The sequence below is a fragment of the Nocardiopsis dassonvillei genome (assembly GCF_964273065.1).
Taxonomy (GTDB): domain Bacteria; phylum Actinomycetota; class Actinomycetes; order Streptosporangiales; family Streptosporangiaceae; genus Nocardiopsis; species Nocardiopsis dassonvillei_B.
This window is the reverse complement of sequence record NZ_OZ186815.1, coordinates 3092918-3112633: the sequence shown is the minus strand read 5'-3', so window position 1 is coordinate 3112633 and position 19716 is coordinate 3092918. Positions and strand designations below refer to the sequence as shown.

Genomic DNA, 19716 nt, shown 5'->3' with positions numbered 1-19716 from the left:
GCCGACGGCGCGTGGCGGCGGTGGAGACCGGGGGCGTGCGGGGGTGTCCGGCGGGGCCGCGGTGGTCCGGTGGGACGACGAGGAGGAGTCGGATGGCAGGGGAGACGAGCGGGACGGCCGAGAGCGGGGCGGTGTACCCGTCGGGGTCGGCGGAGGGTCCGCCCGCGGCGCGGCGGAGGGTGGAGTTCCTCGACGTCGCACGGGCGCTGGCGATGATCGGCGTGGTCCTGATGAACGTGACCGTCGTCGTCTTCTCCGCCGAGAGTTCGGGCGAGCGCCCCCTGGACGGCGTCACCTCGGCGGTGGACGGGGTGCTGTCCCTGCTCATGTCGGGCAAGGCCCGGGCCATGCTCATGGTGCTGCTCGGTATCGGGGCGGTGCTGGCCTGGAAGGCGGCCGAGGGGCGCGGGGAGCGGCCGTTCGCGCTGATGCTGCGCCGCTACGCCTCCCTCGGCCTGCTGTTCGGCCTGCCGCACCTGCTGGTGTTCTCCGGGGACATCCTCACCCACTACTCCGTCACCGCGCTGGTCCTGGCGCCGCTGATGCCGGTCCTGCTGGCCGGAGGGCGCGGACGGCCGGCGGCCGCGGCGGCCGCCTGCTTCGCTGCGGCGCCGTTCGTCGAGAACCTCCTGCCGCACCAGGAGGACTGGGCGCTGCTGCTCCTGCTGGTCCCGCAGACCCTCGGTTTCTTCTGTGTCGGCGTCTGGCTGGCCCGGCGGCCCGAGCTGGACCCCGCCCGGGCCGCAGAGCCCTCCCGGCTGCCCGCGGCCATGGTGTGGACCGGCCTGGCCGGGCAGATCCTCGGGATCGCCGTGATGCTCGGCTCCGACCTGGTGTTCCCCATGGAGTTCGGTGCCGACGGGGTGCCGGTGACCGGTCCCGACGGGATGCCCGTGGTGGACCCCGCCGCGCGGATGCTCACCTCGTTCGCCGGGACCCTGATGGGCCTGGGCGGCGCGCTGTTCTACCTGGGGCTGCTGTGGTGGCTGATGCGCAGGCGGCGTGGTGCGGCCCGGGTCCTGGGGGTGTTCGCCCCGCTGGGGAGGATGACGCTCACCGTCTACCTGGGCAGCACGGCGGTGTTCCTGCTCGTGATGGGCCCCTGGGAGACGCGGATCCCCATGCTCGCCCAGCATGCGCTGGCCGTCGCGTACTTCGCGGTGATGCTGGTGTCCGCCCACCTGTGGTCGGCCCGGTTCCGCCACGGGCCGCTGGAGTGGGTGTGGCGCGCGCTCACCCACCTGCGCCCGCTGCCGATGCGCCGCCGACCACGCCCGCGGTCCGTGCAGGCCGGGTAGCACTCCCGGCGCTCCGCACGGGCGCCCGGCGCGGGAGGGCTCGACCCTCCCGGCGCCGTGGCCGGTACTCCTGCGGGGGCGGGGTGCCGGACCCAGGGGCCGGGCGCCCGGCCCGGAGCCGGCCGGGGTGCGCAGCGGGCCCGGCGCGGCGCCTCCGGACGGCCGGGGGAGGACACCGACGCCCCGTCCCGCCCCGTGCGGGGTGGGGCGTCGGAACCGGGGCTCAACCTCCGGCGACGGAGGGCAGGACGCGGATGTCGGCGCCCTGTTCCACCGGGGTGTCCAGCCCCTCCAGGGCACGGCATTCCTCGTTGCCCACGAACACGTTGACGTACCGGCGCAGGCGCCCCTGCTCGTCGCGGATGCGCCGGTCCAGGCCGGGATACTCCGACACCAGGCCGTCCAGCACGTCGCGGAGCACCGCCGACGGGCCGACGTCCACGGGCAGGTGGGCGGCACCCCCGGCGTCCGCCCGCAGCACACCGGGAAGGTGGACCGTCACGCCCATCTCACACCTCCGTCGCCCGCACGCACAGGACATCGGGCAGGTGCGCGGCCACCCGGTGCCAGGGGCCGCCGTCGTCGGCCGCGTACACGTCCCCGCTGCGGGTGCCGAAGTAGAAGCCCGGGGAGTCGGCCCCGTCGGTACAGGCACCGTCGCGCAGCACGATGCCGAAGTACGGTTCCTCCGGCAGGCCCTCGGTGGCCGGAACCCACCGGCCGCCGCCGTCATCGGTGCGGTACACGCCCAGCCGGTGCTCCGGCGGCAGGTGCACCTCCTGGCTGACCACCGGGAAGTTCAGCGCCGTGCCCGGCCGGTGGGGATGCGCGACCATCGCGAACCCGAAGTCGGTGGGCAGCCCCTTCTCCACCGCCTGCCAGCCCTCCCGGGCGGGGTGCTCGGAACGGTAGACCCCGTGGTGGTTCTGGGCGTACATCGACCCGTCGCAGGCCAGCGCCACCTTGTGCACGCACTGGCCGTACTCGGGTTCGTCCTCGGGCAGGAAGACCGCGGAGATGCCCTGGTTGGCCGGGGACCAGCTCCTGCCGTCGTCCCGGGTCTGGTAGACGCCGCCGGTGGACATGGCCACGGTCATCGCCTCCGGCGAGCGGTCGCCGCCGCCCAGCACCCCGGGCAGGATCGTGTGCACCGCCCCGCCGCCCGCGCCCGGGAACCAGTCGGCCCGGTGCGGGTGGTCCCACAGGGCCCGGACCAGCTCGAAGCTCTGCCCGCCGTCGGCGGACCGGAACAGCGCGTGCGGTTCCACCCCGGCGTGCACCACACCGGGGACGTCCCCGAACGCGAACTGCCAGACACGGGTGAGCGAGGCACCGGTGTCCTCGGGGAAGACCAGCGGCGCGGACTCCGGCTCGTGCCAGCTGTCCCCGTTGTCGTCGCTGTACCAGACGCTCGGGCCGAAGTGCGAGCTCTCCGCCCCGACGAGGATGCGTCCGTCGTGCGGGTCGATCCCGACCGCGTACACGGCGCTCATGCTCGCGTGGTCGGCGCTGTCGAGGCGGTGCGGGCCGCGTACCTCCCATGTGCGCCGATCCTCGCCGACGGCGGTGAAGAGGCCTTTGCGCGTGCCGATGACCAGTAAATACGCCATGTTCTGCTCCGTATCGTGAAGCGGATCACACCACTCTCGCACAGCCCTGGGACAAACGAGGGGCGCGATCGGGAACACGTCGGGGTTCCGGTCATCTATGAGCCTTCAATAGTTAGGAACCCGAACGATTTACCATGGGTGGCGAATTGGTGCCGCCGGGAAATGCCGTCCCGCGGAGGCGATAACCTCCACTTGGTCAGAAACCTTATGGGCAAGGGGTTTCATGTATCGGGGGTACTGCGGTTGTCAGACCGGGGGAGCTCTGCAATAAAATTCCGGCCCAACCGGCGTCACCGTACGGGACGGGGCCTGAGCCCGTGCGGATGCGTTCCAAAACCCCCATCAGGCCCAGACGACTTCCCGCTATCCCGGCCCTCAGGGGGCGTTTCGGGACTACCGTCCCAATGGTCCCACGCCCCAGGTAGAACCGGGTCCACTCGATAGGGTCCGCCTCATGCACCACCCCCCCGACACACTTCACGCCCGCAAACGTCGCAAGGCCAGGGCCATGATCGTGTCAGCCGCCTTCCAGCTCTTCGCCGAGCACGGATTCGACAACGTCACGGTCGCCGCCATCGCAGAGCGCGCGGAGGTCGGTCGGACGACCTTCTTCCGCTACTTCGGCGACAAGCAGCAGGTCCTCTTCGCCGACGAGGGCGCGGAGGTCGAGCGCCTGTGCGCCTACGTGCGCGACAAGGCCCCCCGCCCGCTCGGTGACGACCTGGGTGCCGCCGTCGAACTCCTCCGGGAGGCGGGCGTCGCGGTCCGGCCGCACGCCGCGCTCTCCCCGGCGCACTCGGTCGTCCTGGTGCGGCTTCTCCGGGAGAGCACCGACCTGCGCTCCCGCTACCTCCTCACCCGCCAGCAGCGGGCGACCCGGCTGGCCGGGGCGCTGATGGAGGTCGGAGCCCCGGAGAACGTGGCGGTCCTGGCCTCGCACCTGGCCATGGCCTGCGAGCTGACCGCGATGCGCCTCGCGCAGAGTCCGGACGTCTTCCCGGACCGCATGGACGAGGCCTACACGCTGCTGGGGCCGCTGGGCGGTGCATCCGGCTGAGAGGAGGGGGACTCAGACGTCGTACTCGCGTACCAGGCGAGTGAGCCTGCGGCCGAAGAACACGACGACGACCAGTCCGGCCGCACCGATGAGGGCATAGGGGGCGCGCAAAGCGCCCTCGTGCCCCGTCAGCGGGGTGAGGGCGACGACCATCACCCCGCCCGCCGCCATGCCCAGGGCGCTGACACCCCAGCTCACCGTGCGCATGGCGGCGTTCACCCTGCCCAACAGCCGGTCGGGCGTGATCCTCTGTCGGATGGAGGTCATCGCCACCGCGTAGCCGAGGATGAGTCCGCTCGCCAGCAGGTAGCCGACGGCGACCACGGGGGTGAGGGGCAGCAGTGCGACCACGCAGTAGACCAGGCTGGTGGCGGTCAGGCAGACCACCGGCAGGGTGCCGTGCGGGAGCACCGACCGCAACAGTGACACCGACTGGCCGCCGATGACCCCGCCGACGGCGGCGAACGCCATGAGCAGGCCGAACCCCGCCGCTCCCAGGCCGAGGACGTCCCGCACGAACAGCACCTGGGTGGAGAGGGCGGTGGCGTAGCACCCGTTGACGGCCAGGGCGATGCCCGCGACCAGTCGCAGCAGCGGCTGGCGCAGGATCGCCCGCACGCCTTCGGCGAGGTCCGCACCGACGCCCCGCAGCCCCCGGCGCTCCGGGGCGGGCCGGTCAGCACCGACCGAACCGGCGGCACGCGCGTGCCCGACCGCGTCGACACCGCGCACGCGCACCAGGGCCAGCACCGACACGAACAGCGCGGCCGTGTTGAGGAGGAACGGCGCGAACAGCCCGAGGGAGACGAGCAGGCCGCCCACGGGCCGCCCTCCGAACTCCTGGACGACGAGGGCCCCGGTGCGCAGGTGCCCGTTGGCGCGCTCCAGCCGCTCCCGGGGGACCAGCGAGGCGACGACCGTCTCCGCGGCGGTGTCGTAGCAGACCTCCAGCGCACCGAAGCAGAAGGCGAGCAGTACCAGCAGCGGCACCGAAGCGGCCCCGGAGAACACCAGGGCGGCCAGCGCCGCCCACAGGACCAGCCGGACGGTCCCGGCCCCGGCCATCACCGGGATGCGGGGGAGCCGGTCCACGAGCACCCCGGCGGGCAGCGCCAGCAGCAGCCAGGGAAGCCGTCCGGCGGTGGCCACGGCGGCGACCAGCACGGGGTCGGCGGTGAGGGAGGAGGCCAGCCAGGGCATCGCGACCATGGCGACGCCGTCGCTCAGGTTGGCGGCCAGTGCGGCCGACCAGAACGCCCAGAAGCGTCGGCCGAGCGAACGTTCCGCGGCGGGCGGCCGCGGAACGGACGCGGACTCGGAGGACTCGGAGGACACGGGCGGGATCACCGGACCTTTCCGGCCCGGCTGCGGCGGGGGGCTGTCGCGGAGTCGGCACCGGGCCTCACGGCCACCCTAGGTCCCCGGCCGACACGCCCCGTGACCGGCCCCGGCCCGGCGGGCCCCGATCCGGCGCCGCCCGTGCGGGACCCGAGCATAGGAACGGAGGACGGGTGCCGCCCGGAATTGCGCCGTGCGGGAGTCCGGCGATCATTTCCGGAATGCGGGAGGGGCCGATTCCGAAAAGGGATTCACGTTCCCAGGCGGAATCCGCGGCGGCGTGGCGTGCTCGGGGCGGCGCGGGCCGCCTCACGGCGCCCCGGTCCCGGCCCCGCGCCTCGTCGCCGTCCACGGTCCGCCGGTCCTGTGGAACCGCCCGCCGTCGCGACGAAGCCCCTGTCCACGGCGTTGAACGGGGGGCGCGGTGCCTCCGGTGGGCACGACACTGAGAGGATCGTCCGCGATCAGCGGACGCACCGAACCCTGGAAGGGGCCGACCAGACCATGAACCCGATCTCCACGCACGGTCCGGCCGGGGCCGCCTGATGCCCGCCGCGGACGACAAGGTCCTGGTCCGCGTGGAGGGCCGCCTGGGACGGCTCACCCTGAACCGGCCGCGCGCCATCAACGCGCTGGACCACGACATGGTCACCGCCCTGCGGGAGGCCCTGACCGCCTGGGAGCACGACGACGCGGTCGCGGCGGTGCTCGTCGACGGGGCGGGGGAGCGCGGTCTGTGCGCGGGCGGCGACATCCGCGCCATCTCCGCCAGCGCCCGGGCCGGCGACGGGGCGGCCGCCGCGTTCTGGCGGGACGAGTACCTGCTCAACGAGTACATCTCCCGCTACCCCAAGCCCTATGTCGCGTTCATGGACGGGGTGGTCATGGGCGGCGGCGTCGGCGTGTCCGCGCACGGGTCGGTCCGCGTCGTCACGGAGCGCTCGGCCGTGGGCATGCCCGAGACCACCATCGGTTTCGTGCCCGACGTCGGCGGCACGTACCTGCTGTCCCGGGCGCCGGGGGAGACCGGCACCCACCTGGCGCTCACCGCCGAGCCGGTGGGGGCGGGCGACGCCCTCGCCCTGGGCCTGGCCGACCACTACGTGCCCGCCGGGCGTCTGGCCGACCTGGCCGCGGCCCTGACCGGGGCCGCCGGGGCCGCGGACGTGGCCGAGGCCGTGGGCCGGTTCGCAGGGGCCGCGCCCGCCCCGACACTGGTCCGCGAGCGCTGGATCGACGCCTGCTACACCGCCGACACGGCCGAGGAGATCGTGGAGCGGCTGCGGGGCCACGGCGACCCGGCGGCGGCCGCGGCCGCCGACACGATCCTGGCCAAGTCGCCGACCTCGGTGAAGGTCGCCCTGGCGGCGCTGCGCCGGGCCCGGGAGCTGCCCGGCCTGGCGGAGGTCCTGGAACAGGAGTACCGCGTCTCCTGTGCGGCACTGGCCTCGTCGGACTTCGTCGAGGGGGTCCGCGCCCGGATCATCGACAAGGACCGCGACCCCAAGTGGGTGCCCGACACCCTGGCCGGGGTCGCCGGTGAGGACGTGGCCCGGCACTTCCTCCCGGCGCCCGACGGCCCGCTGGGCCTGGCCGGTCCCGGTGCCCCCGGCCCGGGGGCGCACCGGGGCCCCGCCTAGAAGGCGGTGAGGGTGACCTCCAGCCGCTGCGCGCCGTGGTCCTGGATGTAGGAGGCGAAGTCCGCGACGTCGTCGAACGCGAACCCGTAGGCCCTGCCGTCCACGGTGTTCTCGTGGAAGACCGCCGCGTACCGGTTGGTGATCTCGTCCCGGTAGAAGCCGGACGGGTCGTCGGTGGGCTGGTCCGCCGAGGTCAGCAGGGTGGACCGGTTGAGCGCGGCCCCCAGGATCGCGGCGACCGGACCGCCGATCCCGTCGTTGGGGGCGGCCAGCGCCCCGTCGCAGAACAGCACGTCCCGGGTGGAGGGGCGCTCGAAGGCGCGCACCCCGCCGTCGAACGTGAACAGCCCGTCCCGCACCCGGCCGGTGAAGGTCCCGGCGTTGGTGGTGACGCGCAGGTCGGTGCCCGTGTAGTGCGACCACACCCGGTCGATGTAGGGGTCGAAGTGGTCGGCCGGGAACAGCCCGGCGTCCAGGCCGTGGCCGGGGGCGATGACCCGCAGGTCGTCGTACACCAGGGACGAGAACACGGGGTCGGCCGCCAGGGTCCGGAACACCGCCTCGCGGCCGCCGGGGCGGAAGAACCCGGTGCTCTGGTCGGCGTCGCCGACCAGGCGGATGCCGATGGGCACGCTGAACTGGTCGACCATGCTGGTGTTGCAGAACATCCCGGCGTCGTTGTGGGTGAACTCGACGGTGTCGTGCAGCACGTCGAACCCGGGGGACCCCTCCACCCACCCGGCGGGCAGCTGCGGGGCGGGGTTCCCGTCGCCGTCGGCGACGATGCGGATGTGCAGCGGACCGCCCAGCGCGAGGTAGATCCGCCCGGACATGTACGGCAGGGTCAGCCCGGCCAGGTCGGCGAACGGGATCGAGTAGTCGGCGTACCCGTCCGGTCCGTTGTCGTCCAGGCTCACGGGGTGGGGGACGCCGTCGGCGTCCACCCGGCTGTGCCGCCCGGTGGTCAGGTCGGTGCCGATCACGTAGGCGAGGATCTCGTCGTCGGAGAACCGTCCGGTCTCGTTCCGGAAGCTCACCGGGAGCGCTCCCGGATTGCTCGCGCCGGTGGCGGCTGAGAGGTCGGCCGTCGCCTCCCGGGGGGTGCAGCCGAGGGTGCCCAGCAGCGGGACGGTGGCGGCGGCGCCGAGGCCGCCGAGGAAGAGCCTGCGGTCGATCATGGTGTTTCTCCCCAGAGGTAGCGGGTGCGGAGAACTGGTCACTAAACGACCATTCGGCAACTGATCGGTCAACCCCGGTAACCGTCGGTGTTCCGGTGGGGTGCCCGTTGCCCGTGGTGAGAAGGGGGTGCATGTGACTCAGATCACTTCTCCGGCCCCGAACCCGCCCGGCCCCGCGCCTGACCCCCGCGGGCCGCCGGCCCGGCGGGCGGGTCAGACGGCCTCCTCGGGCCGGGAGGGCAGCGGTCGGGACCGCCCCAGGGCGAACCCGGCCGCGTACCGCTCCTCGCCCAGGGTGCCGGCCGTGCGCCGGGTGATCCGGTCCACGTCCCCCCGTTCGGCCTCCGGCAGGGGGGCGCCCACCGCCTCCCGGGCGGCGGCCGCCGTGCCGAGCAGGGACGCGGCCCTCTCCGCTTCCCCGTCCCCGCCGGTGAGGGCCAGCGCGCCGGCCATGCCCTCCAGGGCGAGGGCGACCGCCCGCGGGTCACCGCCGCGCAGCGCCGCGGCCAGGCCCTGCCGGTGCAGGTCCAGGGCCGACTCCGCGTCCCCGCGCTGTTCGGCGCAGAACCCGAGTTCGGCCAGGATCAGCGCCACTCCGAACTCCGCTCCCAGACGCCGGTTCCACACCAGCCAGGGCCGCAGGTGCCCCTCCGCCGCGGCCGGGTCGCCCCGGCGCCGCGCGGCCATGCCCAGACCGATCTCGGCGAACTGCCGCCCCGCCTGGTCGCCGTGCTCCGCGGCGATCCGCAGGGCGTGCCGGTGGAGACCGTCCGCCCGGTCGAGGTCCCCCTCCAGCAGCGCGACGCGGCCCAGCCCGGCCACCTGGCGCGACAGGTCGCTCCACAGCATGAGGCCCTCGGCGAGGCCGACGGCCTCCCGGCGCAGCGCGGCGGTCCGCCGCAGGTCGCCCGTGACCTCGGCGTGGACGGAGAGCGCGTCCAGTGCCTGGAGCCGCCCCCAGCCGTCACCGAGCCCCTCGAACAGGGCCAGGCTCCGTTCGCCGTCGCCGAGCAGCGTGGGCAGGTCACCGCGGAAGAGGGCGATGTTCGCCCGGGCCACGAGCGAGGCGGCCGTCACCCAGGCGTCACCCAGGGCGCGGGCGTCGGACAGCGCCTCGTCCACCAGGGCCTCGGCGGTGCCCGGCCCGCTGAACCCCATGTGGGCGAAACCCAGGAACCAGAGGGCCCGGGTGCGGGCCACCCGCCCGGGGAGGTCGTCGGGCACGGCCGCGGCCGACAGGGCCGGGACACCGTCCGCCCCGGCGTCGGCCCTCCCGTGGACGTACAGCTCCAGGGCGGACCGCAGGCAGGCCGCCCGGACCTCCAGCGGCGACAGGTCCCCCTCCTCCGGTGCCCGGGACCCGACCGCGACGAACCTCTGCAGCGCCTCCCCGAACCGGCCGCGCAGGAACAGGTGCCAGGTGCCCGCCAGCGCCAGCCGCAGGGCGGTGACCCCGTCCCCGGCCTCCAGGGAGTGGTGCAGGGCGGCACGCAGATTGGCGGTCTCCGCGTCCAGCAGGAGCAGCCAGCGGCGCTGCTCCCGCCCGTACAGGTGCGGCTCCGCCCGCTCCGCCAGGGCGGCGTAGTAGGCGGCGTGCGCGCGCCGCACCGCGTCCCGCTCGCCCGCCTCCGCCAGCCGTTCGGCGCCGTAGTGGGACACCGACTCCAGCAGCCGGAAGCGGGGGAGGTCCGGATCGGGAACAACCACCACCAACGACCGCTCCACCAGTCGTTCCAACAGGTCGAGGACGTCCTCGGCGTCCACCCCGGGCCCCGTGCACACCGCCTCCGCCGCCTCCAGGGTGCACCCCTCGGCGTGCACCGACAGACGGCGCAGCACGGCGCGCTCGGCCTCCGAGGCCAGCTCCCAGCTCCAGTCGATCACCGCCCGCAGGGTGCGCTGCCGGGCCGGGGCGTCCCGGCGCCGCCCGGACAGCAGCCGGAACCGGTCGCCGATCCTCTCCAGCAGCCCGTGCGCGCCCAGGGTCCGTATCCGGGCCGCAGCCAGTTCCAGGGCCAGGGGGATGCCGTCCAGCCTGCGGCAGATCTCCACCACGGCGTCCACGTTGGCCTCCGTCAGCCGGAAACCGGGAGAGGCCGCCGCGGCGCGCTCGGTGAACAACCGGACCGCGTCCGACTCCAGGGCCGAGACGGGTCCGGTGCCGGCGCCGGGCAGCCCCAGCGGGCTCACCGACTCCAGTACCTCGCCGTCCACCGCGAGGGGCTCCCTGGCGGTGGCGAGCACGCGCACCCCGGGCGCCGCCCGCAGCAGGGCGGTGACCGTGCGGGCGGCGGACTCCACCACGTGCTCGCAGTTGTCCACCACGAGCAGGGCCCGCCGGGCGGAGAGGGCGTCGCACAGCCGCACCAGCGGGTCGGTCTCGGAGGTGCCCCGGCCGCGCAGCCCCAGCACGGCGCCCACCTCCTCGGCCACCGCGTTCGGTCCGGCGCCCGACTCCCGTTCCGGCCGCAGTCCGGCCAGTTCCACCAGCCACACCCCGTCGGGGTGGTCCGCGGCGCGCGCTTCGGCCACCGCCAGAGCGAGCCGGGTCTTGCCGACCCCGCCCGGGCCCGTGAGGGTGACCAGGCGGTGGCGGTCCAGCAGGCCGACGGCGCGGTCGCGTTCGACCCGGCGGCCCACCAGGGCGGTCGCCGGCACCGGCAGCCCGCCGGTCCGGCGGTCGGGATCCTCCTCGGCGGGGCCGTCCAGCCCGGGGTCCTGGTCCAGGATCCTCAGGTGCAGCGCCGCGGTCTCCGGACCCGGGTCCGCCCCCAGTTCCTCGGCCAGCCGTTCCCGCAGGTCGGCATAGGAGGACAGGGCCTCGGCCGGGCGGCCGGCCCGGTACAGGGCGAGCATGTGGAGCGCCCGCAGCCGTTCGCGCAGCGGATGCTCCCGCACCCGTTCCGCGAGCCCCTCCGCCACGAGTGCGTGCTCGCCCGCCTCCAGGCGTGCCCGGGCCAGGTCCTCCACGGCGGTGAGCCGGCGCTCCTCCCACCGCACGGCCACCGCCTCGGCGGGCCCGGAGCCGGACAGGTCCGCGAACGCCGGTCCCCGCCACAGGTCCAGGGCCTCCGACAGCAGCGCGGCGCGCGCCCGGGGGTCGGCGGTCGAGCGGGCCCTCTCCACGAGCGCCGAGAACCGCCCGGTGTCCACCCCCTCGGCGGACACCTCCAGCGCGTACCCCGGCGGGCGGTGCGCCACCAGCTCCCGGCCGCCGGGTTCGGCCCGCTCCAGGGCCCGGCGCAGCTGCGACACCTTGGTCTGGAGGGTGTTCGCCGGATTGGCCGGGGGATGGTCGCCCCACAGGTGGCGGACGAGGCGGTCGGCGGAGACCACCCGCCCCGGATCCATCAGCAGCGCGCTCAGCAGGGCCCGCACCTTCACCTCGGGTACACGGACGAGGGCCCCCTCGTCGGTCCACACGGCCAGCGGCCCCAACACCCCGAAACGCATGGGATCAACCTAGCCCCGCGGCCGCGCACGGTCCGCCCGCGGCCCGCCGTCGGTGGACCGTCGGCGGACCGTGCGCGGGGCCCGGTGGAGTTGTCCCGTACCGGGCGGACGAGGCGCCCGCAGACCCGGAGGGGGACCCCGATGGACGACGGACCGCCGCGCGTCGTGATCGTCTTCGACGGCGCCGACGGGGAGGGCCGGGCCGCCGCCGACCGGATCGCCGGCCGGGCCGTCCGCCGGAGCGACCTCGGGGCCGACCTCCTCGACCTGGCCGAGGCCGGGCTGCCCGAGGCGGGGGACCCCCGCTCCGGGCCCGTGCCCTGCGCCGTCGAGGACCTCACCCCCTGGCTGGCCGACGCCGACGCCTTCGTGGTCGTCGCCGTCGGGGGCGGCCTGCCCGCCGGGCTGCCCGACGCCGTGGGCTGGTGCGCGCAGACCTGGCGGGACAAGCCGATCGCCCTCCTCGCCCTCGGCACCCGCGCCGACGCGGACCGCGTCGGCGCCCTCCTCCGACCCCTCCCGACCGGACCGCTGGTGACGACCGCCGTCCTGCCCAGGGCGCCGGACCCCGACCGGTGGTGCGAGGACACCGCCGACCGGCTGCTCGACCGCCTCCTCCGGAGGGCGCGTCCGCCCCACCGGAACCGAACCCCGTGAAAGGCACGAACATGTCAGCGAACACGACCGCCCCCGCCGCGAGGGCGGGATGGCGGGCCTGGGCGGGCCTGGCCGTACTCAGCCTGCCCACCACCCTCCAGGCCCTCGACATCACCGTCCTGTACCTGGCGCTCCCGCACCTGAGCACCGACCTCGGCGCCTCCGCCTCCGAACGGCTGTGGATCATCGACGTCTACGGGTTCATGGTGGCGGGGTTCCTCGTCATCATGGGCACCCTCGGCGACCGGATCGGGCGCAGACGCCTGCTCATCCTGGGCTCCGCCGCGTTCGGGGCCGCCTCGGTGATGGCCGCCTACTCCACGACGCCGGAGATGCTCATCGCCGCCCGTGTGCTGCTGGGCGTCGCCGGAGCCACCCTGATGCCCTCCACGCTCGCGCTGATCAGCACGATGTTCCCCGACCCGCGGCAACGGGGGCTCGCCTTCGGCGTGTGGGCCACGAGCTTCTCGGCGGGCATCGCGCTCGGTCCGATCCTGGGCGGCCTGCTGCTGGAGTTCTTCTGGTGGGGCTCGGTGTTCCTGCTGGCCGTCCCCGTGATGGTGCTGCTGCTGACCACCGCCCCGTTCCTGCTCCCCGAGTACCGCGACCCCGAACCCGGCCGCCTCGACCTGCCCAGCGCCCTGCTCTCGCTGGCAGCCGTCCTGCCCGTCGTCTTCGGCCTCAAGCAGCTCGCGAAGCACGGGCCGGAACCGGTGGCCCTGGCGGCGATCGCCGCCGGCGCCGTGCTCGGCGTCCTGTTCGTGCGCAGGCAGCGCCGCCTGGCCGACCCGCTCATGGACCTGCGCCTGTTCGCCGGCGCGGCCTTCTCCAGCGCGCTGGCCGTGATGCTCATGGGCCTGCTGCTGGTCGGCGGCATCTACCTGTTCGTCACTCAGTACCTCCAGTCCGTCGCGGGGCTCTCCCCGCTGGTGGCCGGGCTGTGGCTGCTCCCGTCCGCGGCCGGGCTGGTCGTCGCCTCCACGCTCGCCCCGGTCATCGCCCGCCGGGTGCCCCCGGCCCGCGTCCTGGCCGGTTCGCTGACCCTGGCCGCCCTCGGGTTCCTGCTGCTCACCCGGGTGGGGCCGGAGGACGGGCTCCTCACCGTGGTGGCCGGGTTCACCCTGGTCTACGTCGGCACCAGCCCGATCATGGCGCTGGGCACGGACCTCATCGTCGGCTCGGCCCCGCCGGAGAAGGCGGGCGCCTCCGCCGCCATCAGCGAGACCGCGATGGAGGTGGGCGTGGCCCTGGGCATCGCCGTCTTCGGCAGCGTGGGCACGGCGGTCTACCGCCTGTCGATGACCGACGCGATTCCCGGGGGCGTCTCCGCGGCCGACGCGGCCGAGGCGGCCGACGGGCTGGAGGGCGCGGGGAGGGCCGCCGCCGACCTGCCCGCCCCGGTGGCACGGGACCTGCTGGACGCCGCGGCCGCCTCCTTCACGTCCTCCTTCACCACGGTGGCCTGGATCAGCGCCGCCCTGGCGGTGGGGATCGCGGTCCTGGCGGCCGCGGCCCTGCGCCGGGTCCCGCCCACCGGGACTGCCGCGGACGGCGGGGACACGAGCCCGGAGGTCGGGGAGACCGTGGCGGGCTGACACCGCGCGGCGCCGGGCGGCCTCCGGCCGGCGCCGCGGCGTGCCGGGACACCCGTGACAGCCGTCATGGGCGGTCCCTGACGGACGGCCCGGGCCCGTCGCGCCCCCGCGGGTCAGGCTGGAGGGGACCGGCCGACAGGAGGGGGAGCGATGATCGCCGTACGGGAACTCGTCAAGCGCTACGGGGACGCCGTCGCCGTGGACGGGTTGACCTTCGCGGTGGAACCCGGCCGGGTGACCGGGTTCCTGGGGCCCAACGGGGCGGGCAAGAGCACCACCATGCGGATGGTCCTGGGGCTGGACGCCCCGACCTCCGGAACCGCCACCGTCGACGGGGTGCCCTACCGCGACCTGCCCGCCCCCACCCGGCGGGTCGGGGCACTGCTCGACCCCGGCGCCGTGGACCCCGGGCGCACCGCCGGCGGGCACCTGCTGTGGCAGGCCCGCGCCGCGGGCATCGGCCGGGCCAGGGTGGACGAGGTACTGGGCCTGGTGGGTCTGGAGGGCCGGGGCGGGCACCGCATCCGGCACCTGTCCCTGGGGATGCGCCAGCGCCTGGGCATCGCGGGGGCGCTGCTCGGCGATCCCGGGGTGCTCATCCTGGACGAGCCCCTCAACGGGCTGGACCCGGAGGGCATCGTGTGGGTGCGCCGCCTGCTGCGCGGATTCGCCGACGAGGGGCGCACCGTGCTGGTGTCCAGCCACCTCATGAACGAGATGGAGGCCACCGCCGACCACGTGCTGGTGATCTCCCGGGGGAGGCTGGTCGCCGACGTCGGCGTCGCCGAGCTGGCCGCCGGGGCGCGCGGGCGCGTCGAGGTGGCCACCCCGGACCCGGACGGGCTGTCCGCGCTGCTGGTCCGCGCGGGTGCGACGGCGGTGCCCGCGGACGGAGGCCGCCTGTCGGTGACCGGTATGGACGCCGCCCGGGTGGGCGAGACGGCCGCCGCGCACGGGATCGTCCTGCACGCGCTGGTGCCGGTGCGGGCCCGCCTGGAGGACGCGTTCATCCGCCTCACCGGGCGGCACGGGCAGGCCGCCGACCGGGCGGCCGGAGGAACCGGAGAAGGGGAGTGGGTGCGATGACCGCCGTCGGGAGCCGTCCGGGAACGGGCGCAGCCGTGGCCGCGGAGTGGACCAAGCTGGCGGGACTCGCACGCAACCGCCGCGCCGCCGCGGGTGCGGTGGGGCTGGCGCTCGCGGTCGCCGCCGTGTTCTGCCTGACCCTGGAGCCGACCACCGGGGTCGCCCTGGCCGACCAGCCCGCCTTCGACGTGCTGACCGCCGCCCTGCTGGGCGCGGACGCCGCGGCGCTGGTGCTGACCGTGCTGGCGGCCGCCGCGGTGGGCGGCGAGTACGCCACCGGCATGGTCCGCACGACCTTCACCGCCACCCCGCGCCGGGGCCGGGCTCTGGCCGCCCGCTCCGCCATCGTGGTCGCGGCCGCCGGGGCGGTCGCGCTGGTCGCCGCGTCCGGTGCCGCCCTGGTCTCCCTGGTGGTGCTGGCCGGGGCGGGGCTGCCCGCCTGGGACGCCGGCGACCCCGCGGTGTGGCGGGCGGTCGCCGGGGCCGCGCTGATGGCGCCCTTCCACGCGCTGGTGGCCACGGCCGGGGCGCTGTGGTCCCGCTCCACGGCGGGCGGGGTGGTCGCCGCCCTGGCCCTGCTGGTCGCCCCCACCCTGGCCGGGTGGCTCCCCGGCGGCGACCGGGTGCTGCCGCTGCTGCCGGGCGAGGCACTGCACTCCCTGGCCGGGATCGCAGGACCGCACGGGCCCCATCCGGCGGCCGCCGTGCTCGTGCTGGCCGCCTGGAGCGCGCTGGCCCTGTTCGCGGCGGACCGCGCGGTCCGGGGCCGGGACGTCTGAGGAGGGCCGCCGCGCCGGGACCGGGCCGCTCCCTCCGGCTTCCGCCCGGACCCGGCCGCCCTGAGCGCGGCCGTCGGGGACCTCGGCCGGGAGCACGACGCCCCCGAGCCGGCCTCGGCCGGGTGTCCTCCGACGGCCTCCCCGGCGCCCCGCGGGAGGTGCCCGCGGTGATCGGCCGACCACGAGCGGGCCCCGTACACCTGCGGCCGCCCGCGGGGCCCGTCCCCGCGGTTCACCGACGAGGAACGGGGCACGCTGCTCCTGTCCGCACCCGGCCTGGAGGCGCGGGTCTCCTTCGACCGCCTCGGCAGGGCCGGCGGGACCATCGCCCCGGTCTGCGCCCCCGAGGCCTGGACCCCCTCAGAGCCAGCCGTGCTCCTCGGCCACCCGGGCCGCCTCGGCGCGGGTGCGGGTCCCCGTCTTGCCGATGGCCGAGGAGAGGTGGTTGCGCAGCGTCCCCTGGCTCATCCCCAGCGAGCGGGCCAGTGCGGCCACGTCGTCGCCGCCGTTCAGCACCGCGGCCAGCACCTCGCGCTCGCGCGGGGTCAGCGGGCTGGTGCCGTGGGTCAGCGAGGCCACGGCCAGATCGGGGTCGACCACCCGCAGCCCCCGGTGCACCCGCCGGACGGCGTCCACCAGGTCCTCCGGGGAGGCGTCCTTGACCACGAACCCGCCCGCCCCCGCCCGCAGCGCCCGGGTCAGGTAGCCGGGGCGGCCGAACGTGGTGCACATCAGCACCCGGCACCCCGGCAGCGAGCGGGTCAGCTCGGCGCACACCTCGATACCGTCGCCGCCCGGCATCCTCACGTCCAGCAGCGCGACGTCGGGCCGGGTCCGGCGGGCGAGGGCCAGAGCCCGGGCGCCGTCCCCCGCCTGGGCCACCACCTCGATGTCGGACTCCAGGTCGAGCACGGTGGCCAGGGCCCCGCGCACCATCGCCTGGTCGTCGGCGACCAGCACCCGGATCACGCGCGCCCTCCGCTCTCGTCGGCGGGTACCTCGGCGCGGACGGTGAGCCCGCCGCCCGGTGTGGGGAGGAGTGTGAGCACGCCGCCCCGCTCGGCCAGCCTGCGCTCCAGACCCGAGAGCCCCCCGCCCCGGACCACCCCGTCGGCGCACCCGTCGTCCCGGACCTCGACCCAGCCCGGGCCGGTGGCGATCTCCACCCTGGTGGCGCGGGCGTGGCGGACCACGTTGGTGACGGCCTCGCGGACCGCGTAACCGAGCGCCTCGTCGCCGCCGGAGGGGACCTCCGCGGGCGTGCGCAGCTCGACGTCGGCGGCGGCCAGCGCGGCCCCGGCGCGCAGCAGCTCCCCGGCCAGGGTGACCCGCCGGGTCCCGGCGACGGCCTCGCGGACCTCCGCCAGCGAGCGGCGCCCCAGGTCCTCCAGGTCGCGCAGCTCGGCCGCCGCCCGCGCGGTGTCGCCGGTGGCCTCCAGGATGCGGCGGCCCGCTCCGGCCTTGACCACGATCGTGGTGAGGCTGTGGCCGAGCAGGTCGTGCAGGTCGCGGGAGAAGCGCTCGCGTTCGCGCAGGACGGCGAGCTGGGCGGCCTGGTCGCGGCCGCGCCGCAGTTCGGCGTTGGCCTCCACCAGCCGGACGGCGAGGGCGACGGCCACGGAGACCGAGCCGATGACGACGAGTCCGCCCAGCTGTCCCTCGGTCCGGCCGGTGGCCAGCGCGGCGGTGCCGACCCCGGCCAGGACCAGGGCGGTCGCCCCGAGGGACAGGGCCACCGGAAGCGCGGTGGCACAGGCGGCCAGCGCGAACATGGTGATCCAGGAGTGCTGGAGCCCCGTGGCGGCGACCAGTCCGCAGCCCGCCACGAGGAGGAGCGCGCAGGCGGCGAGCCGGCCGGTGCGGCCCAGCGGGGGCGCGGCCGCGGGCAGGGCGGCGCACCCCAGCAGGTAGAGCCCCAGGGCGGGGACGGCGGCGGACCAGGGCAGGGCCGAGTCGGCCGCGGCCCGCTCCCACTCCCGCCACAGCAGCGCGGTGAACAGGGCGGTCAGCCCGAACGAGAGCAACGCGGTGCGCACCGTTCCCTGCTCCTGCCCCATGCCCGCATCCTACGGGGGCCGGGCGGGTCAGTCCCGCGCCCCGGGCACGACGACGACCTTGCCGACGACGGTGCCGGACTCGGCCAGGGAGACCGCCCGGCCGATCTCCTCCAGCGGGATCCTGGCGGCGACCGGCGGGGCGATCGCCCCCTCGGCCAGCAGCGCGAACACCGCGCCCAGGTCCTCCGCCAGCAGGCGGCGGTAGCGGTCGGGGGAGCGGTGCCCCTGCCACAGGTCGAAGAAGTGGGCGCCGCGCCGGTTGGGCAGCGCGTTCCACAGCAGCAGCCGGCCGAACAGGGCCAGTACCGGCATCCGCGCGTCGCCCTCGACGTCGCGGGTGGAGGCGGTGCCGTAGGACACCAGGGTCCCGCCCGGGGCCAGCAGCCGGAACGAGTCGGCGATGCCGGGCCCGCCCACATGGTCGAACACGGCGGCCACCCCCTCGGGGGCCAGTTCCCGGATGCGGGCGTACAGGTCCGGGGCGCGGCGGTCGACGGCGTGCGCGCCCAGCCCGCGGACCGCCTCCAGGTGCCGGGCGGAGGCGGTGCCGATGACGGTGGCCCCGGTGCGGCGGGCCATCTGGACGAGCAGCGAGCCCACCCCGCCGTTGGCGCCCAGCACGACGACGGTGTCTCCCCGCTCCACCCGGGCGAGCCGGTGCAGCATGCGGTACGCGGTGACCCCGTTGACCACGGCGGCCTCCGCCACGGCCGGGTCCAGCCCGTCGGGGACCGGGACCAGGCCGGCGGCGGGCAGGACGACCCGGTCGGCCCAGCCGCCGGTCTTGGTGAGGGCGGCCACCCGACGCCCGAGCAGTGACGGATCGGTGCCCGGGCCGACCTCCTCGACCCGGCCGACCAGGTCGTAGCCGGGCACGAACGGGAAGGGCGGCTGGTCGTAGTACTTGCCGCGGCGCATCTGCTGCTCGGCGAAGGAAACACCGGTCGCCTCCACCCGGACCAGGGCGCTTCCGGAGGTGAGGGGGTCCAGGGGCCGGTGGCGCAGGCTGATCTCCTCGGCCGCGCCGGGGCCGTGCAGGACGGCTTCGAGGGCGGTGCGCGCTGTGTGACCGGTGGCGCTCATCGGGGGCTCCTTCTCTTCGACGGTTATGTTTGTGAGTCATCACTTACTCATGGAGGCCGAAAAAAAGCCCGAATCGGGCAAGGTTTCGGCTCCTCCGGGGCCGGAGTGCTCCGAACCCGCTTATGTATGTGAGTACACACTCACAAGAGGGAAATGTCAAGGAGGAAACGGAAAAGGCTCCGGGACGGCCGGACCGGCCGTCCCGGAGCCGCGGTCAGCGCGCCGAGCGGTAGGGGGCCGCGTCCACCAGCGTCACCCCGATCACCGCCCCGCGCGGAGAGGTGAAGGTGCGCCGCTCGCCGCGTTCCGCGCCCAGCAGCGCGGCCCCCAGCGGCGACTGCGGCGAGTACACCGTCACCGCGTCCGCCACCGAGGCGTCCCGGACGCCGAGCAGGAACTCCTCGGTGTCCTCCTCGCCGTCGTAGCGGATCGTCAGCACCTTGCCCGGGCCGGCCACCCCGTCGTCGGGTGCCGCCTCCTCCACCACGGCCTCGCGCAGCAGCCGCTCGATCGTCTGCACCCGGGCCAGGCGCACGGCCGGGTCGTGAATGTAGCGGGGCGCGGGGATGGTGCTCCCCGCGCCCCCGGCGTCCGACCCGGATCCCGGTCCGGTGCCGTCCTCGGGGAGGACGCTCAACACCCGCAGCTCCTCCTTGAGCCGCTCGTACGCCTCCCGGGTCATCCAGGTGTCGGTGGTCTTGTGCATGGGACGTTCCTTGTCTTCACGGACAAGCGCCACGGACGGCGTCCGTGGCGCGGAGAGGAGCACGTGAGGGGTGGGGGCGTCGCCCCTCGAAACCGAGTGTGTCCACCGACGGCGGGCGACCCGTTATCGTGGAACGACAATCACGGTGTCGGTCCTTGTCGCCTGACGACAAGGGGGAG

16 protein-coding genes are annotated in these 19716 nt (G+C 75.5%); 7 read left to right on the top strand and 9 right to left on the bottom strand.

Translation table 11 applies throughout. The features are described from left to right. Window positions 1–92: 92 nt before the first annotated feature. Complete coding sequence (locus ACSUPR_RS13710) at window positions 93–1298, top strand: DUF418 domain-containing protein (RefSeq protein ID WP_436891673.1); 1206 nt, start codon at window positions 93–95, stop codon at window positions 1296–1298. 223 nt (window positions 1299–1521) lie between these two features. Here the strand turns inward: ACSUPR_RS13710 and ACSUPR_RS13705 are convergent, their stop codons facing one another. Beyond that, window positions 1522–1806 carry a ubiquitin-like small modifier protein 1 gene (locus ACSUPR_RS13705; protein WP_436891672.1) on the bottom strand — a complete coding sequence of 95 codons (285 nt, stop codon included), beginning with the start codon at window positions 1804–1806 and terminating at the stop codon, window positions 1522–1524. 1 nt (window position 1807) lies between these two features. Further along, window positions 1808–2908: a WD40/YVTN/BNR-like repeat-containing protein gene (locus ACSUPR_RS13700; protein WP_436891671.1), complete on the bottom strand. Its 1101-nt coding sequence runs from the start codon at window positions 2906–2908 to the stop codon at window positions 1808–1810. Window positions 2909–3362: 454 nt separating this feature from the next. On the opposite strand from ACSUPR_RS13700, the gene ACSUPR_RS13695 reads away from it, so the two are divergent. Next, window positions 3363–3965 carry a TetR/AcrR family transcriptional regulator gene (locus ACSUPR_RS13695; RefSeq protein ID WP_436891670.1) on the top strand — a complete coding sequence of 201 codons (603 nt, stop codon included), beginning with the start codon at window positions 3363–3365 and terminating at the stop codon, window positions 3963–3965. Window positions 3966–3977: 12 nt separating this feature from the next. Here the strand turns inward: ACSUPR_RS13695 and ACSUPR_RS13690 are convergent, their stop codons facing one another. After that, window positions 3978–5312: an MFS transporter gene (locus ACSUPR_RS13690; protein ID WP_436891669.1), complete on the bottom strand. Its 1335-nt coding sequence runs from the start codon at window positions 5310–5312 to the stop codon at window positions 3978–3980. Between the two features lie 536 nt (window positions 5313–5848). Between ACSUPR_RS13690 and ACSUPR_RS13685 the strand changes: the two genes are divergently transcribed. Then, window positions 5849–6943 carry an enoyl-CoA hydratase/isomerase family protein gene (locus ACSUPR_RS13685; protein ID WP_436891668.1) on the top strand — a complete coding sequence of 365 codons (1095 nt, stop codon included), beginning with the start codon at window positions 5849–5851 and terminating at the stop codon, window positions 6941–6943. On the opposite strand, the gene ACSUPR_RS13680 is transcribed toward ACSUPR_RS13685, so the two are convergent. Together ACSUPR_RS13680 and ACSUPR_RS13675 are read right to left on the bottom strand one after the other, a co-directional pair. Next, window positions 6940–8121, bottom strand: a complete 1182-nt coding sequence (locus ACSUPR_RS13680) for a beta-1,3-glucanase family protein (protein WP_436891667.1) — start codon at window positions 8119–8121, stop codon at window positions 6940–6942. The two genes, ACSUPR_RS13685 and ACSUPR_RS13680, sit on opposite strands and share 4 nt — an antisense overlap. 213 nt (window positions 8122–8334) lie before the next feature. After that, window positions 8335–11574: a BTAD domain-containing putative transcriptional regulator gene (locus ACSUPR_RS13675; RefSeq protein ID WP_436891666.1), complete on the bottom strand. Its 3240-nt coding sequence runs from the start codon at window positions 11572–11574 to the stop codon at window positions 8335–8337. Between the two features lie 141 nt (window positions 11575–11715). On the opposite strand from ACSUPR_RS13675, the gene ACSUPR_RS13670 reads away from it, so the two are divergent. From ACSUPR_RS13670 to ACSUPR_RS13655, 4 genes are all read left to right on the top strand, one after another. Beyond that, on the top strand, window positions 11716–12231 hold the full coding sequence (locus ACSUPR_RS13670) for an NAD(P)H-dependent oxidoreductase (RefSeq protein WP_436891665.1): 516 nt from the start codon (window positions 11716–11718) through the stop codon (window positions 12229–12231). 11 nt (window positions 12232–12242) lie between these two features. Next, window positions 12243–13826, top strand: coding sequence for an MFS transporter (locus ACSUPR_RS13665; protein WP_436891664.1), 1584 nt, complete (start codon window positions 12243–12245; stop codon window positions 13824–13826). A 150-nt stretch (window positions 13827–13976) separates the two neighbouring features. Next, entirely contained in the window at window positions 13977–14912 is a 936-nt protein-coding gene (locus tag ACSUPR_RS13660; RefSeq protein ID WP_436891663.1) for an ABC transporter ATP-binding protein, read from the top strand. Further along, window positions 14909–15691: an ABC transporter gene (locus ACSUPR_RS13655; protein ID WP_436891662.1), complete on the top strand. Its 783-nt coding sequence runs from the start codon at window positions 14909–14911 to the stop codon at window positions 15689–15691. Before ACSUPR_RS13660 ends, ACSUPR_RS13655 begins: the two co-directional genes overlap by 4 nt. A gap of 360 nt (window positions 15692–16051) precedes the next feature. Here the strand turns inward: ACSUPR_RS13655 and ACSUPR_RS13650 are convergent, their stop codons facing one another. The 4 genes from ACSUPR_RS13650 to ACSUPR_RS13635 form a co-directional block, all read right to left on the bottom strand. Then, a complete protein-coding gene (locus ACSUPR_RS13650; RefSeq protein WP_436891661.1) occupies window positions 16052–16660 on the bottom strand; it encodes a response regulator in 609 nt (202 codons plus the stop codon). Beyond that, window positions 16657–17748 (bottom strand): sensor histidine kinase, encoded by a 1092-nt coding sequence (locus tag ACSUPR_RS13645; RefSeq protein WP_436891660.1) that lies wholly within the window; start codon window positions 17746–17748, stop codon window positions 16657–16659. The genes ACSUPR_RS13650 and ACSUPR_RS13645 overlap by 4 nt, the downstream gene beginning before the upstream one ends. A gap of 27 nt (window positions 17749–17775) precedes the next feature. Beyond that, window positions 17776–18831: a medium chain dehydrogenase/reductase family protein gene (locus ACSUPR_RS13640; protein ID WP_436891659.1), complete on the bottom strand. Its 1056-nt coding sequence runs from the start codon at window positions 18829–18831 to the stop codon at window positions 17776–17778. A gap of 214 nt (window positions 18832–19045) precedes the next feature. Beyond that, window positions 19046–19537, bottom strand: coding sequence for a GreA/GreB family elongation factor (locus ACSUPR_RS13635; RefSeq protein WP_436891658.1), 492 nt, complete (start codon window positions 19535–19537; stop codon window positions 19046–19048). Window positions 19538–19716: the final 179 nt, after the last annotated feature.